The 14546-nt window shown below is 36.1% G+C and carries 15 protein-coding genes; 2 read left to right on the top strand and 13 right to left on the bottom strand.

The window, feature by feature from the left end:
* Positions 1–102: 102 nt before the first annotated feature.
* From tsf to PAN06_RS00595, 13 genes are all read right to left on the bottom strand, one after another.
* The gene (gene tsf, locus PAN06_RS00655) at positions 103–1143 is read right to left on the bottom strand and encodes a translation elongation factor Ts (RefSeq protein WP_033682512.1); all 1041 of its coding nucleotides are present in this window, start codon (positions 1141–1143) and stop codon (positions 103–105) included.
* Between the two features lie 77 nt (positions 1144–1220).
* The gene (rpsB, locus tag PAN06_RS00650) at positions 1221–2000 is read right to left on the bottom strand and encodes a 30S ribosomal protein S2 (protein WP_007556349.1); all 780 of its coding nucleotides are present in this window, start codon (positions 1998–2000) and stop codon (positions 1221–1223) included.
* 356 nt (positions 2001–2356) lie between these two features.
* Complete coding sequence (locus tag PAN06_RS00645; RefSeq protein WP_269795325.1) at positions 2357–3568, bottom strand: aminoacyltransferase; 1212 nt, start codon at positions 3566–3568, stop codon at positions 2357–2359.
* Between the two features lie 206 nt (positions 3569–3774).
* Positions 3775–5013 (bottom strand): CHAP domain-containing protein, encoded by a 1239-nt coding sequence (locus PAN06_RS00640; RefSeq protein ID WP_004269801.1) that lies wholly within the window; start codon positions 5011–5013, stop codon positions 3775–3777.
* Between the two features lie 93 nt (positions 5014–5106).
* Positions 5107–5601: a rod shape-determining protein MreD gene (mreD, locus tag PAN06_RS00635; protein WP_061864816.1), complete on the bottom strand. Its 495-nt coding sequence runs from the start codon at positions 5599–5601 to the stop codon at positions 5107–5109.
* Entirely contained in the window at positions 5601–6419 is an 819-nt protein-coding gene (mreC, locus tag PAN06_RS00630) for a rod shape-determining protein MreC (protein WP_125458325.1), read from the bottom strand. The genes mreD and mreC overlap by 1 nt, the downstream gene beginning before the upstream one ends.
* Before the next feature lie 58 nt (positions 6420–6477).
* Positions 6478–7272: an energy-coupling factor transporter transmembrane protein EcfT gene (locus tag PAN06_RS00625; protein WP_125458326.1), complete on the bottom strand. Its 795-nt coding sequence runs from the start codon at positions 7270–7272 to the stop codon at positions 6478–6480.
* Positions 7265–8104: an energy-coupling factor transporter ATPase gene (locus tag PAN06_RS00620; RefSeq protein ID WP_125458327.1), complete on the bottom strand. Its 840-nt coding sequence runs from the start codon at positions 8102–8104 to the stop codon at positions 7265–7267. The genes PAN06_RS00625 and PAN06_RS00620 overlap by 8 nt, the downstream gene beginning before the upstream one ends.
* A complete protein-coding gene (locus tag PAN06_RS00615; RefSeq protein ID WP_061864818.1) occupies positions 8089–8916 on the bottom strand; it encodes an energy-coupling factor ABC transporter ATP-binding protein in 828 nt (275 codons plus the stop codon). The genes PAN06_RS00620 and PAN06_RS00615 overlap by 16 nt, the downstream gene beginning before the upstream one ends.
* On the bottom strand, positions 8913–9458 hold the full coding sequence (gene pgsA, locus PAN06_RS00610) for a CDP-diacylglycerol--glycerol-3-phosphate 3-phosphatidyltransferase (RefSeq protein ID WP_061864819.1): 546 nt from the start codon (positions 9456–9458) through the stop codon (positions 8913–8915). The genes PAN06_RS00615 and pgsA overlap by 4 nt, the downstream gene beginning before the upstream one ends.
* A gap of 10 nt (positions 9459–9468) precedes the next feature.
* Positions 9469–10299 carry a cytoskeleton protein RodZ gene (gene rodZ, locus PAN06_RS00605; RefSeq protein ID WP_049487620.1) on the bottom strand — a complete coding sequence of 277 codons (831 nt, stop codon included), beginning with the start codon at positions 10297–10299 and terminating at the stop codon, positions 9469–9471.
* Positions 10300–10340: 41 nt separating this feature from the next.
* Positions 10341–11624, bottom strand: a complete 1284-nt coding sequence (locus tag PAN06_RS00600) for a pitrilysin family protein (protein WP_269795293.1) — start codon at positions 11622–11624, stop codon at positions 10341–10343.
* Complete coding sequence (locus PAN06_RS00595; RefSeq protein ID WP_049491113.1) at positions 11621–12871, bottom strand: pitrilysin family protein; 1251 nt, start codon at positions 12869–12871, stop codon at positions 11621–11623. The genes PAN06_RS00600 and PAN06_RS00595 overlap by 4 nt, the downstream gene beginning before the upstream one ends.
* A gap of 158 nt (positions 12872–13029) precedes the next feature.
* Between PAN06_RS00595 and yaaA the strand changes: the two genes are divergently transcribed.
* Together yaaA and recF are read left to right on the top strand one after the other, a co-directional pair.
* Positions 13030–13398 (top strand): S4 domain-containing protein YaaA, encoded by a 369-nt coding sequence (yaaA, locus tag PAN06_RS00590; protein ID WP_004269811.1) that lies wholly within the window; start codon positions 13030–13032, stop codon positions 13396–13398.
* 2 nt (positions 13399–13400) lie between these two features.
* Positions 13401–14498 carry a DNA replication/repair protein RecF gene (gene recF / locus PAN06_RS00585; RefSeq protein ID WP_269795292.1) on the top strand — a complete coding sequence of 366 codons (1098 nt, stop codon included), beginning with the start codon at positions 13401–13403 and terminating at the stop codon, positions 14496–14498.
* The last annotated feature ends 48 nt before the right edge of the window (positions 14499–14546 follow it).

Raw genomic sequence — 14546 nt, 5'->3', positions numbered from 1 at the left:
CCTTATTATAGGGCTTTTTATTTATACCTTAAAAGTAGGAACATCTCCCTATAAAGATTGACTGCATAGAAAAAAGGAAGCAATTTGGCTTCCTTTTTATTATTAGTTATTCAAGGCTGCTGCCATTGTAGCTGCAACTTCAGCTTCAAAGTCGTTTGCAGCTTTCTCAATACCTTCACCAACTTCAAAGCGAGCGAACTCAACTACTGAAGCGTTAACTGATTCAAGGTATGCTTCAACTGTCTTGCTGTCATCCATGATGTATACTTGTGCAAGAAGTGTGTAAGCTTGGTCAACTTTAGTGTTGTCAAGCATGAAGCGGTCCATTTTACCTGGGATGATTTTGTCCCAGATTTTTTCTGGTTTGCCTTCTGCAGCCAATTCAGCTTTGATGTCAGCTTCAGCTTGGGCAATCACTTCATCAGTCAATTGAGCTTTTGATCCATACTTCAAGTGTGGAAGAGCTGGTTTGTTAACCATTGCACGACTTTCGTTGTCTTGGTCGATAACGTGGTTCAATTGTGCCAACTCATCCTTAACGAATTGCTCATCCAATTCTTTGTAAGAAAGAACTGTTGGTTTCATCGCTGCGATGTGCATTGACAATTGTTTAGCAAGTGCTTCGTCTCCACCTTCAACAACTGAAATAACACCGATACGTCCACCATTATGTTGGTAAGCACCAAAGTGTTGTGCATCTGTTTTTTCAATCAATGCAAAGCGACGGAATGAGATTTTTTCTCCGATAGTTGCTGTTGCAGATACGTATGCAGCTTCAAGAGTTTCACCTGAAGGCATTGTCAAAGCAAGTGCTTCTTCATTATTAGCAGGCTTTCCTTCAGCAATAACTTTAGCTGTAGTATTTACCAATTCAACGAATTGAGCGTTTTTCGCAACGAAGTCAGTTTCAGCGTTTACTTCAATAACTGCTGCAACATTACCGTTAACATAAACACCAGTCAAACCTTCTGCAGCAACACGGTCAGCTTTCTTAGCTGCCTTAGCCATACCTTTTTCACGAAGCAATTCAATCGCTTTTTCGATGTCACCGTCTGTTTCTACAAGCGCTTTTTTAGCGTCCATAACACCGGCACCAGATTTTTCACGCAACTCTTTTACAAGTTTAGCTGTAATTTCTGCCATTTTGATTCTCCTATATTTTTTAAAAATAGGAGAGCCGGGCTAAGCCCCGCCCTCCTAGGTAATACTATTTATATAAATTAAGCGTTGTCGCCTTCTACAACTTCAACGATTTCTTCGATTGAATCTGCTTGAGCTTCTGAAGCTGCAAACTCTGCTTCAACCGCTACTGCATCTTCACCTTGACGTCCTTCGATGATAGCGTCAGCCAATTTAGCTGTAATCAATTTAACAGCGCGGATAGCGTCATCGTTAGCTGGGATGATTACATCGATATCATCTGGATCAGTATTTGTATCAACCATCGCTACAACTGGGATTCCCAATTTTTTAGCTTCTTTAACAGCGATTTGCTCTTTATGTGGGTCAACTACGTACATCACATCTGGGATACGAGGCATATCTTCGATACCACCCAAGAATTTTTCAAGACGTGCACGTTGTTTGTTAAGAAGTGCAACTTCTTTCTTAGGAAGAACTTCAAAAGTTCCATCTTCTTCCATACGTTTGATTTCTTTCAAACGAGCGATACGTTTTTGGATTGTTCCCCAGTTTGTAAGAGTTCCACCCAACCAACGGTGGTTGATGAAGTATTGACCTGAACGTACTGCTTCTTCAGCAACTGCATCAGCTGCTTGTTTCTTAGTACCAACGAACAATACAACTGCATCGTTAGCTGCTGCATCACGCATGAAATCGTATGCTTGGTCTGCGTATTTTACAGTTTGTTGCAAGTCAATAACGTGGATTCCGTTACGCTCAGTGAAGATGTACTTAGCCATCTTAGGGTTCCAGCGACGAGTTTGGTGACCAAAGTGTACACCAGCCTCAAGAAGTTGTTTCATTGAAATTACTGCCATGAGTATTTCTCCTTTTTGTTTTTTTCCTCTTCTTGACTTCAACTCGCAAAACGACCCAAGGGCAACTGTTTCACAATTCATCAAGAATGAGTATTATCGTTCACACGACAAGTTTCATTCTACCATACTTTTTCAATATTTTCAAGCTATTTTAGTAGATTTTTAAAGTAGATAATTTCTGCCAACTTCTCAAAGTAACTTCCACTTGGAAGGCCAAAGTGGAAATTAGTTTGGGAATTTAGCATTAAATTACTAATAAAAACTCTAAATTTAAAGCATCCCAACATATACTGCTGGGATGCTCTAATAGCTAAATTTTTTTAAATTTAATATAGTGGCAAAATAATTAGTTTGTCTTATCTACTTCTAAGTTTCTTACGAATTTTATAAGCTAGATTAAACAAAAAATATAATGAACTAGTTGGATAATTAAACTCACCAGCAAATTCCTCGATAGTAGGATTAAACTTGGATTTAAAGCTCATTAACCCACCCTCTAAATTGTTTTCAATTCCACCCATATTATGAGTCTCAGCCCCTCGTTCAAAAGAATGTTGTGCTGTCTCAAACCATGTAGGAATAGCAGGTTGATAGTGTCTAAATTCTTCATTCATTCCAGCATATAAGTTCTCAGAAGTTTTCCCAAATTCGATAGTTAAAGTACCAGACAATGGGACAATACTATCCCCTCTGTCAATATGGTTCTTAAGAAAAGAAATTTCTTCCTTTAATCGTTTTCTCTCTTGCTGATTCTCTTTTATTTTACCTTCTTTCGTTTTATCTGTAAACTTCTGCTCTGTTTTTAGATTCTTTTCGAATTGTTGCTCAACTTCTTTCAGTCTATTAGGTAGATTTAAAAAGCTCAGTGTGATAAAGGAGTGATCAGGATAAGTATCCAGTAACTTCTGATAATAATCTTTGCCTCGTAAACTGATATTCTTACGAGACTCTGTTTTCTTCATTAAAAATGAAAAGTCATCTAATAAATCAAGTCCACCAAATTTTACTTCTAATCCTTTATTTCTTGCAGTTCGGATGGCCTGTCTAGTAGACTTAGAAAGTTGATCCAGTGAGAAATTTTCTTTATGAATATTAGCTTGAAAACGTGGTTGTATATTTTCTGCCATATCCTTTGTTAAGCCTGTCCAATAAACTTTATTTTTTTTCAGTTCTTCGACAATTGCTAAAGTCATAGAATTTTGGACAGTTTCTTGGTCAATAAGACCTCTACTTATAAATAAACTTGGGTCAAATTTAACCATTATTGCATGGCTTTTTTTAGCAAGTTTTTTCAACGTTAAAAGAACAAATTTTAGAAGTTCTTTATCTTCATAGTCAATTACTGGACCTCGTGGAATATAAAACATAGAAAGTCCTAATGGTAGCGGCTGAATTAAGATATTTGCTACTCCAACTAATTGATTATCTTTATAAAAGCCAACTCTCTCGTTCCCCCAAGTATCCTTTATCTTGGACCAATCACTACTCTGCAATAAATTTCCTTGAGGATGATTTTCTAAAAATAAATCCCACTCTTTAGCATCAACATTTATTTTATACCTAAACATAACTTCAACACCGACTCCCTTAGAAACCATTTTTTATTAACATGCTACACTCGTACTATATCTCTACGTTTCATTTTACTTTAATTAAATAATTATAAAAATAGAAAATAAGTTCAAGTAATTATATAATGAAATTAATTTTTCCAGCACTATACAAAGGGTGAGATTAATAAGATCTCACCCTTTGTATAGTAATAATCAGTATATTAGTTTGGATAAATGTATCTTACAGTACCTCTTGATGCTGTCGGATTAAACCATCCACGATAATTTCCGATTGGTTGAGTTCCACTACCATCATAGTTACACTCAGAAACTTGAATACGAGTTGATGATTCAACTGCTGTAACAACTGCTACGTGACCGTATCCTCCATCATCCCAACATGCAATCGCGCCAACTTGTGGTGTAGAACCTGTACGGAAACCTGCAGCTGCTGCACTTGCAGCCCATTGACCGCCATTACCCCAGTAATCACCAGCCCATGGTGCTAAAGTTTTTACTCCCCATGTACATTGACCTACAGGATAGCTTGATGCATTTGTACTGTATGTCGGATGTTGTTTCACTGGTGCAGGAGTATAGCTTGTTGATTCCGCTGAAGCACTACTTGAAGATGATTCAGACGAACTAGATGACGAAGAAGTAGTTGATACTGCTTGAACTTCTGCTGTAAAAGTTGTATTCCCAGAAGCAACGACTTTTTGTTGTTGACTTGCTTGTTTAGCTTTATAAGCTGCTTCTGCTTCTGCAGCTGCTTTAGCTTCTGCTTCTGCTGCAGCTTTTTTCTCAAGTAAACTTGCTTTTTCATCTTCTGCAGTAGCCTTTTCAGCAGCAAGATTCAATTCTGCAGCTTTCAACTCAGCTTGTTTTGTAGTTAATGATTGAGCATCATCAGCTAGTTTTTGCTGATTTGCAATAACTGTATTAATTGCATCATTGTTTGCTACTTGTTTTTCAGAAATAGCTTTTTTATCTGCTTTTTGTTGTTCCAACATTTTGTTGTTTGCAGATACGATTTCACTCATTGCAGCAACACGTGAAATAGCTTCTGTAATTGATTTTGAGTTTACAATTGTATTAATGTAATTTGTTGCAGCTCCATTTGTTTGAGCACTACGAGCTTGTTTTTGTAATGAATCATTGCGAGATACAATATTCTTAGAAAGTTCTGTAATTTCACCCTCAAGCTTTTTAGATTCTTCTTGTAGTCTATCATTTTCAGATTGCAAGTTTGATTGCTCTGTTTGAATAGCAGATACTTGCTCCTGAACTTGATCAACTTGTTTTTGGGCTTCTTGTTGTTGTGCTGTTAAGTTACTAATTTTATTATCTTGAGCAGCAATTTTGTCATCAGTAGTTTCTGCATGCGCAGTTGTTAAAACAGCTGCTTGAGAAACCATTACTGTACTTAGTAAAAGTGACGCTAAGATTTTTTTCTTCATATTTCGTAGATACTCCTTCTTTTAAAGACATTACTAGTATACCAAAAAAAGGCCTAATGAATATTACGCCTTTGTTACATTTTTATTTCTTTCTTATAGGTAAATCTTTTCAAAAATAAACTGAAAAATAATCATCCATATAAGGTTCAAAATCATTGATGGTACTAAACTATAGACTATAAATAAAGACATACTATCCACAGTTAAACCTACCACTATTGCAAGTATATAAGCTCCCATCTCAAATAGAAAAGTCATGACAATAATTGCCAACATTCTCGTCCAACGATTCAATAAAATAACGCTATTAAATTTATGGAGAAATGCCCCCAATAAGACGAATAACAAAGTCGCAATCCCTATCAAGTGGAAAAAGTAGATGTCATAGACCAAACCCACTACAAAACAATAAGCTAAGTAGAAGTACTCTGATACTTCAATCGTCTCAAATAAGAGAAACAAAAATAGAAAATGACTAGCCAACTGTACATGGGGAAATAATGAGCCCAAAAGCTGACTAATATGGGCATCAATTAGAACAAAGAAAGGAAGCAATAAAAATACTCCAACTCGCTTCAACTGTCTCATTATGAATTCCCCACTAATTCTATCACACTCACATTATGAGTATCTGCACTCAATTTAACAGTTACTTCTCGTGTCAAATAGTCCGTACTATGCGTTGTGGCAACCACTTCACCAACAGGAATATCAGCAACATTAAAGTTTCCTAATCCACCAGTTGTCACCTTATCTCCCGCACTAATATCGCTATTACTATTTAATTGGCTAATTTTAAGAACTTCATTTTCTTTGTTATAGCCAACAATAATCCCATAAATTGTAGTAGAACCATGTTGAATTTTAACAGAAATCTTATCAGCATTTTCCGTATTTGTCAAAAGGTTGACCATAGTAGAGTTCTCCTCTACTTTTGAGACACTCCCAATCAAGCCACCATTTGCAATTGCTAACATATTCTCAGAAGCCCCTTTTGATTTACCTGCATCTAAGGTCAACTCCTGCTTCCAAGATACCGGAGAACGCATAATAACATCTGCTGCCAAAGTCTTTGTGGCTTGCAACTTGGACTTCATATCAAGCAATTGGCGCAGTTGTTCATTTTCCGTCTTTAAACTTTCCGCCTCATTTGATTTAACTTCTAATTGGTAAATCTGTTTCTTCAAACTTTCATTTTCATCATATGTTCGTGTCAAATGAGCCAAATCTGATTTGACAGAATCAAACCACTGAAAAGGTTTTTGAACAACTCTATCAACCAATGAGATTCCATCTCCTAATTTTGTCACAATTGTACTTGAATAAGTCGTCGCTAAGAGAGCTGACACAAGCAGAACAATGACAAAAACAATAATGACATATTTTGATTTTTTAAAACGGTTCATATCCCTACCTTTATATCAAAAACTGTTACAGTAATTTTTTATGAATTCCTGAAAGCTACTAAGATTTTAAGAAAAATAAGCAACAACCAAGTACGATAATAACAAGAATGGTCAGCGTATCCTTTCGTGTCCATTTCAGTTGTCGGTATTGACTTCTGCCTTTTCCCCCCTGATAACCACGCGCTTCCATAGCAATAGCCAAGGAATCCGCACGTTTTAAACTTGTCGCAAAAAGAGGAATCAAAATGGGAATCATAGCCTTCACCTTTTGAACAATGCTTCCTTCACCAAAATCCACTCCACGCGCTTTCTGTGCATTCATAATCCGCGTCGTATCATCCATCAAGGTTGGGACAAAACGCAAACTCATAGACAGCATCAAACCAATTTCATGAACTGGAACTTTCACACGCTTTAAAGGCGCTAACAAAGCTTCGACAGCTGATGCCAAACTTAAGGGCATGGTAGTTAAAGTTAACAAAGTTGAAAAGAAAATAATTAATACAAAGCGACAAAAAATAATCCCAGCTTGTTGCAAAGCATAATCTGTGATTTTCACAAACGAAAACTCAAATAAAACATTCCCATTAGAAATGAAAAACAGTTGAAAAATAGTTGTGAAGGCAATCAAGAAAAACATAGACTTCAAGCCCTGAATAAAAAATGAAAGAGATACTCCTGACAAGGCAATAAAAATCCCTGTCGCTATAAAAAGAATTAGATTCGTTAAGGGATTATTAGCCCAAAAAACGATCAAAATCAGTAGCATCATAGCCAGTAATTTGCTACGTGGATCCAATCGATGAACAATCGAATTCCCTGGGATATAACGCCCCAAAATCATACTATCCATTTAGCGACTCCTTGAACTCCTCTATCTTAATCGGTAATCGTTTAAATGACACGCCTCTATCAGTCAATCGTTTACAAAAGGCTGTAATTTTAGGTACTCCCAACTGAACTTCTTCCATAAAGACAACATCTTGAAAGACATCACTTGGTTTACCCCCCTTAACTAAACGTCCCTTTTCCATCACATAGACTTGATTTGCATATTCAGCAACATCATCCATCAAATGCGTTACCAAGACAATGGTCATCCCTGACTGGTGGAGTTTTTTGAACAAATTCATCAGCTCTTTTCTTCCCAAGGGATCCAGGCCTGCTGTGGGCTCATCTAAGACTAATATGGCTGGTTCCATGGCAAGTATGCCTGCAATAGCGACACGCCTCATTTGGCCACCTGACAGCTCAAACGGACTACGATTATAAAGTGATTCATCAATTCCAACCAGAGCCAGTTTCTCACGCGCAATCTGCTCCGCATCTTCTTCAGAAACTCCAAAATTTTGCGGTCCAAAAGCAACATCTTTCAAAACCGTTTCTTCAAAGATCTGATTTTCAGCAAACTGAAATACCAAGCCAACCTGTTTTCTAATTTGACGAATATCTTTGTTTTTAGAAGTCGAGGTGATTAAGGTATCAAAAACTCGTACACTTCCTTGACTTGGCACCAATAAACCATTTAAAAGTTGTAAAATAGTCGATTTGCCGCTACCTGTGTGCCCAATTAAAGCCGTATAAGAACCATCTTCAATCGTCAAGGAAACATCCGACAAAGCTGTTGAGGCTAAGGGAGTCCCTTCTTGATACGTAAAACTCACATTTTCTAGAGCAATTCCCATAGCTTATCCTCTAGCTCACTTTCTGTCAAATAATTTTCAGGCAAATCATAGCCATTCTGGCTCAAAGAATATTTTAATTGATTAGCAAAAGGATCGTCTAATCCAATTTGATCCAAATCATTTCGAGAGAAAAGCTCCCTTGGACTACTAGTTGATTCAATTGACCCTTTTTTCATGATCAACACACGATCACTCATGGCAACTTCTTCCAAATCATGTGTAATGGAAATGACCGTCATATCATAGTCTTTTCGAATTCCTTTTACTGTCTCAATTAGTTCTCTACGTCCCTCAGGATCCAACATACTCGTTGCTTCATCTAAGATTAAAATAGCTGGTCTTAGGGCTACAACACCAGCAATAGCCACACGTTGCTTTTGGCCACCTGATAGACGCGCTGGTTCTCTCTTTTTAAAGTCCAACATGCCAACCAAATCCAGAGCTTCTTCCACTCTCTTTTTCATTTCTTGACGAGAAAGTCCCTGATTTTCCAAACCAAAGGCAACATCATCTTCAACAGTCGCTCCAACAAATTGATTGTCTGGATTTTGAAAAACCATACCGATTTGACGACGTATATTCCAAACATTTTCCTCAGTCAGCCGTTGGTCATCAATTACAATCTCTCCGGATTCTGCTTCCAGTAAGCCATCAATTAAGCGAACCGTCGTTGATTTACCACTACCATTATGCCCTACAATCGAAAGCCATTCTCCACGTTTCACGTGAAACGTAATATCCTTCACATCATAGTATTCCTGACTTTCCTTATAACGAAAAGAAAGATTTTTTACATCAACTACTGATTTCATTTCGAACCAAATGTCCCTTTAAATACATAGGCACTACCCTTGAAATAATCATAGCCAGAGTAGATAGTGAAAAACAAGGCTACATAAAGTAGAATTTGACCAAGAAAAATCCAATGTAATAGCAAGAAAATAATCGCAAACATCTGGCTGAAAGTTTTAATTTTTCCAGGCATTGCTGCTGCTAAAACTGTCCCACCAGTTTCAACCAATAAAAGCCTTAAACCTGTCACAGCCAACTCACGACAGATGATCACTGCAACAATCCAAGCTGGAGCCATACCTAACTCAATCAGCATAATAAAAGCAGACATAACTAGTAACTTATCCGCCATAGGATCTGCAAATTTGCCAAAATTACTGACCACATTCCATTTACGAGCTAAATATCCATCTAAATAGTCGGTAATACTGGCAATAGCAAATATAATAGCTGCTACTATATGACTTTCTAGCGAATTTCCTATCGTTAAAATAAAGATAAAAATAGGTATAAAGAGAATTCGACCTATTGTCAAGAGATTGGGAATTTGTTCTTTTTTCATTCGTTTTTCCTTAATTTCTAGTAAAGGTTACAGTTATTTGTCCAGTTTGAGCTGTTAATTTCGATAAATCGACAGTCTGATTATCTACTGTTAAAGCAACACCTTTGACAACACCTAAAGTAATGGTCACAGGATTTTTTGTTGAAACTGTTGTTTCTGCACTTTTATTATCCGGTGATAAGGTCACACCACCCTCAAGCTCACTTTCTGAAACACTAACCCAACTTCTAGCATCTGAAACCGATAATTGCAATTTTGCGGTTTCCTTACTTGTTTTATAAGCGATTTCTACATAATTTCCTTCACCTGATACACTTATAACTGGTTCAATATTCGAAGAGCTACTTGATGAACCACTACTAGTTGAAGATGGAGTTGCAGAACTAGTCGAGCTTGTTGCTTGGACTACACTATAACTAGACGCAGATGAACGCTCCGGTTGAGTCTGAATATAATTCCAAACATAATAAGTCACAAAAATGACAATCGATAGGGCAAAGAGTATAAAATAAAATAAAGGTAAAAATGATGTCTTATTTTTCTTACTTGAACGTCTCCTACCTGTCAACTCCTCTTCATCAACATCTACTTCCTCATAAGTAATCATGCTCCCAGAATCATAAGCATCCAAGACAATTCTCTCATCAAGTTCAACTGCCCACGCATACTTTCTCAAAAAAGAACGAGTATAAAATGGACTAGGAAGTTGATCAAAATCATCAGCTTCCATTGCTTCCAACATATCCAACTGAATTTCTGTTTTTTTATGTAATTCTTCTAAAGTCAACCCTTGGTTGGTTCTAGCTAAACGTAAAACCTCACCAATTGTTTTTTTCCTCATACTTGTCATTCCTTCTTTCTAGTATCGATTATGATAGGTTTCTACGATGGGAATATTGTAAAATCAACTATGTCACCATCATCTATTAAATGATGTCCAGCATCAAGGACATCCTCTAAAGTAATTTCCTGTAAAATTTTCGGCAAATCAAAGATTGTCTCACCTTGTCCAAAAGCATCATATTGCATTGCAATAAATTCAAGAGAGTTCATGCTACTGAAAAATTCTCCAAACATTTCTCTTTTTATAATATCTAAATGATCCTCTGTAATATCTGAATCCTTTGTAAAATTACGAATAGCCTTCCTAAACTGATGAGATAAAGCAACTGGCTCTTTTGTATCCATTGTCAACATAACAAAATGAAAGCGACTTGTTACTTCAACTTCCAGAGATAAGGACGCATCAATTTTACCTGATTCATATAATTTCTGAAAACGATCCGAAGTCCAACCAAACATCATTGCAAACAATAATTTTAATAAAATATGATATCGATAGCAATCCGCTTCAGCAACTTCTTGCTTACCTCTAATACCAATCGCTAGTTTGGGAGAAGACACTTCCATTCTCATACTGTCTGTTTGCTTTACATCTTGTAAAACAAGCTTTTCTCTTACTACTTCCTGAACATCTAAATCTTTCAGTTCTTTGCTTTCAAAATAGTCCTGTACTCGTTCCACATCAAAATTACCAACGAAAAACAGAGACATGTTTACAGGTTTGTAAAATCTTGTAAAATTTTCTTGCAAATTAGTTAGATTGATTTGGGAAATTGACTCCTCACTTCCAACTATATCAGTTGCTAAAGGTGTACCAGGATACAAATTCGCTAAAGTTGAAAAGAATAAACACGAATCTGGATCATCTTGATACATTTCTCGTTCTTGCTGTATAATATCCTGCTCCCTTAAAATAGAATCTTCAGTAAATTGTGCTGATGTTACCAATTCATCAAGTAAGTCCAAATTTTCTAAAAAATGATCCGTTGCTGAAAAAAGATAACTTGTTTTTGTAAAGCTTGTAAAGGCATTACTATCTGCACCTAGACTCGTAAAAGCCGACATCAAATCGCTAGCATCTTCTCTCTCAAATAATTTATGTTCAAGAAAATGAGCAATTCCCGCAGGATATTCTTTTACATATCCGTCAACTTCTGTTACAAGCGTATCTACCGAACCAAACTGTACAGTTACACTCCCGTAAACCTCTTTAAATTCCTTTTTAGGCAAAAGAGCAACTGTCAATCCGTTGGACAAACGAGTTCGATAAACCATTTCTTTTACAGCTGGATAGTACTTTTCTTCAAAAACAACCTTTGTCATTCTATTCCTTCCATAAAGTAAATTGCTTGTAATTTCACATTACTAGCTGCTCTACAAATAGCATCTTTGTCAACTTGCTCAAGTTTTGCAATCCAACCTTTAAATTCTGCTGAAGATTTTCCAAGTAAGGCATTTTGATAAGCACGTTCAATCAATGAAGATTGATTATCTTGAGAAAGCAACAAAGACCGACGAATCATTTTCTTGGTCTGCTCTAGCTCAAGCTCTGTAAAATAACCTTTTTTTAAATCAAGCAGTTGATTATTCATCATTTTACGAGCCTGGTTCCGATTTTCTCGATCAATACCAGCATATATCCTCAAGAATCCACTAAATAAATCGAGCTGACTTGAAATAGTATAAGCCAATCCAGCATTTTCACGGACATTTGTAAATAGTTTAGAGTGAGCAAATCCACCAAGTAAACCATTCATTACAATCATGGGTAAATGTTGCTCATCACCATATTCAGAAGGGCAATGATAACCTAATTCCAAAATGGATTGTCCCACATTTTTCCGAACCATACCTTCTTGTAGGATATTGGAATAAGGTTGACAATACTGAACCTTCACATCTCCTTTTCGACCTTTAAAGTTAAATGATTCTAATACATTTTGAATTTCAACCTCATTAAAATCACCTAGGAAAAAGAAATCTATTCGATCATTGGCCAAAAATTCTTGGAAACAAGAATAAGAACTTTGTGGAGTTTCAGCTAAAATACGATTTCGTAAATCACTATATTCCAATTTGAGACGTTCATCATAAAAAAACAATTTATCTAATTCTTTATGTGCGAAATAAAAAGAATCATCCATATCAGCTGCTAAACTTGCTAGCAATTGTTTTTTCTCAATTTCAAATAAGGCCGGATCAAACCCATTATCAACTACTATGGGTGAGAAAAGAGTCTCTTTTACTAGTTCCAAAACCTGAGAAGTTAGCACATTTTTCCTACTTAAAAACTCATCACGAACATAGGTAAATGTCAATTCTACAATATGACTTTGCCCTCTTCTGAAACAATTGGTTGACATATCTGTACCGTATAGACTGGCCAAATGTCTTCTCAAATCTTGAGAAGTGGGATACATCTGATTAGCAGTCTCTAGCATACTCGCACTCAACATGCGACCTGCAATCGTATCGAGGGATAATGGAGCGGCAAAACGCACGGCGATTTTGTTCGTTTTAAACTTTTTTGATTGGATAAAATGTGTTGAAATTCCATGCACTAACTCCATGATTTACCTCCTTATATACAGACTTCTATTATATCACGAAAAACTGAAATTTTCTTGTTCTCTGTAACACTTTTGAAATAAAAATCGCTTACATTATTCCTTGTTTCTCTCACTATTTTTAGGAAAATATGGTATAATACCAAAGATTGAGGTGAATTATGGAATACAAATTATTTGAAGAATTTATTACCCTCCAAGCACTACTCAAAGAACTTGGAATTACACATAGCGGAGGAGCTATCAAATCATTTCTCTCTGAACATTCTGTTTACTTTAATGGGGAATTAGAGAATCGTCGTGGTAAAAAACTTCGTATTGGTGATAAAGTTGACATCCCTGACATGAATATTGACATCTTGTTGACACAACCTACTTCTGAAGAACAGGATGAATACCAAGATGATAAAGTTGAAAAAGAACGAATCGCTAAACTTGTCAAGGAGATGAATAAGGGAGTAAAAAAAGACAACTCTAAACCTACTTCATCACCAAAAAGAAAACAAGCTCCACGATTCCCTGGTAGATAATCATGTGGCTACAACACCTATCTCTCAAAACTTTTCGTAACTACAAAGAGACGAAAATAGACTTTAATCCTAAATTAAATGTCTTTTTAGGACGCAATGCACAAGGTAAAACAAATATGTTAGAGGCTATCTATTTTTTAGCCTTAACACGCAGTCATCGAACTCGAACAGATAAAAATCTCATTCATTTTGATGAGGAACAGCTTCATCTTTCAGGTCTTGTTCAGAAAAAAACTGGATCCATTCCTCTCGAAATCGAACTAACACAAAAAGGGCGTGTGACAAAAGTGAATCACTTAAAACAGGCACGACTTTCAGATTATGTCGGACACATGAATGTTGTCTTATTTGCTCCTGAAGATTTACAACTAATTAAAGGAGCACCTTCAATTCGACGAAAATTTATTGATATGGAGCTTGGACAAATTAAGCCAATCTATTTATCAGATTTAACCAATTATAACCACATCCTTAAACAAAGAAATACCTATCTAAAATCAACTCAAACAATAGATGAAACCTTCCTTTCAGTACTAGATGATCAGCTAGTCGATTATGGATGTCGTGTGATGAATCACCGCTTAGATTTTATAAAAAAACTAGAATATTTTGGCCGTAAGAAACATTTTGAACTCTCTAATCAGATTGAAGAGTTGTCAATAGCCTATCAATCTTCTGTCAAGATAACTGACAAAGAAAACTTATCCGAATCTTTCAAAATCGCTTTAGAAAAAAGTAGATCCAGAGATTTATTTAAAAAGAATACTGGTGTCGGTCCTCATCGAGATGACATTTCTTTTTATATAAATGGAATGGATGCTAGTTTCGGAAGTCAAGGCCAACATCGTAGTCTCGTCCTCTCAATAAAATTAGCAGAAATCGAGTTAATGGAAAGCATTACTACAGAATCTCCAATATTGCTGCTTGACGATGTTATGAGCGAACTTGACAACACTAGACAACTAAAATTATTAGAAACGATTTCTCATTCAATCCAAACCTTTATCACAACAACAAGCATAGATCATCTTCAAAATCTACCAGAAAATCTAAGTATTTTCACTATTCAAGATGGTAAAGTTGTTGTAAATAAAACTTGACAATATTGTAAAAGAACTCCTGTTTTTGCAGGAGTTCTTTTTATTTCT

Source organism: Streptococcus sp. SM3, assembly GCF_027497875.1.
The sequence above is the reverse complement of the archived record's forward strand: the minus strand, read 5'-3'. Positions and strand labels throughout refer to the sequence as shown.

Bases quoted from the DNA above. Each gene is read 5' to 3' on its own strand.
- tsf (WP_033682512.1), bottom strand. From the start codon at position 1,143: ATGGCAGAAATTACAGCTAAACTTGTAAAAGAGTTGCGTGAAAAATCT.
- rpsB (WP_007556349.1), bottom strand. From the start codon at position 2,000: ATGGCAGTAATTTCAATGAAACAACTTCTTGAGGCTGGTGTACACTTT.
- PAN06_RS00645 (WP_269795325.1), bottom strand. From the start codon at position 3,568: ATGTTTAGGTATAAAATAAATGTTGATGCTAAAGAGTGGGATTTATTT.
- PAN06_RS00640 (WP_004269801.1), bottom strand. From the start codon at position 5,013: ATGAAGAAAAAAATCTTAGCGTCACTTTTACTAAGTACAGTAATGGTT.
- mreD (WP_061864816.1), bottom strand. From the start codon at position 5,601: ATGAGACAGTTGAAGCGAGTTGGAGTATTTTTATTGCTTCCTTTCTTT.
- mreC (WP_125458325.1), bottom strand. From the start codon at position 6,419: ATGAACCGTTTTAAAAAATCAAAATATGTCATTATTGTTTTTGTCATT.
- PAN06_RS00625 (WP_125458326.1), bottom strand. From the start codon at position 7,272: ATGGATAGTATGATTTTGGGGCGTTATATCCCAGGGAATTCGATTGTT.
- PAN06_RS00620 (WP_125458327.1), bottom strand. From the start codon at position 8,104: ATGGGAATTGCTCTAGAAAATGTGAGTTTTACGTATCAAGAAGGGACT.
- PAN06_RS00615 (WP_061864818.1), bottom strand. From the start codon at position 8,916: ATGAAATCAGTAGTTGATGTAAAAAATCTTTCTTTTCGTTATAAGGAA.
- pgsA (WP_061864819.1), bottom strand. From the start codon at position 9,458: ATGAAAAAAGAACAAATTCCCAATCTCTTGACAATAGGTCGAATTCTC.
- rodZ (WP_049487620.1), bottom strand. From the start codon at position 10,299: ATGAGGAAAAAAACAATTGGTGAGGTTTTACGTTTAGCTAGAACCAAC.
- PAN06_RS00600 (WP_269795293.1), bottom strand. From the start codon at position 11,624: ATGACAAAGGTTGTTTTTGAAGAAAAGTACTATCCAGCTGTAAAAGAA.
- PAN06_RS00595 (WP_049491113.1), bottom strand. From the start codon at position 12,871: ATGGAGTTAGTGCATGGAATTTCAACACATTTTATCCAATCAAAAAAG.
- yaaA (WP_004269811.1), top strand. From the start codon at position 13,030: ATGGAATACAAATTATTTGAAGAATTTATTACCCTCCAAGCACTACTC.
- recF (WP_269795292.1), top strand. From the start codon at position 13,401: ATGTGGCTACAACACCTATCTCTCAAAACTTTTCGTAACTACAAAGAG.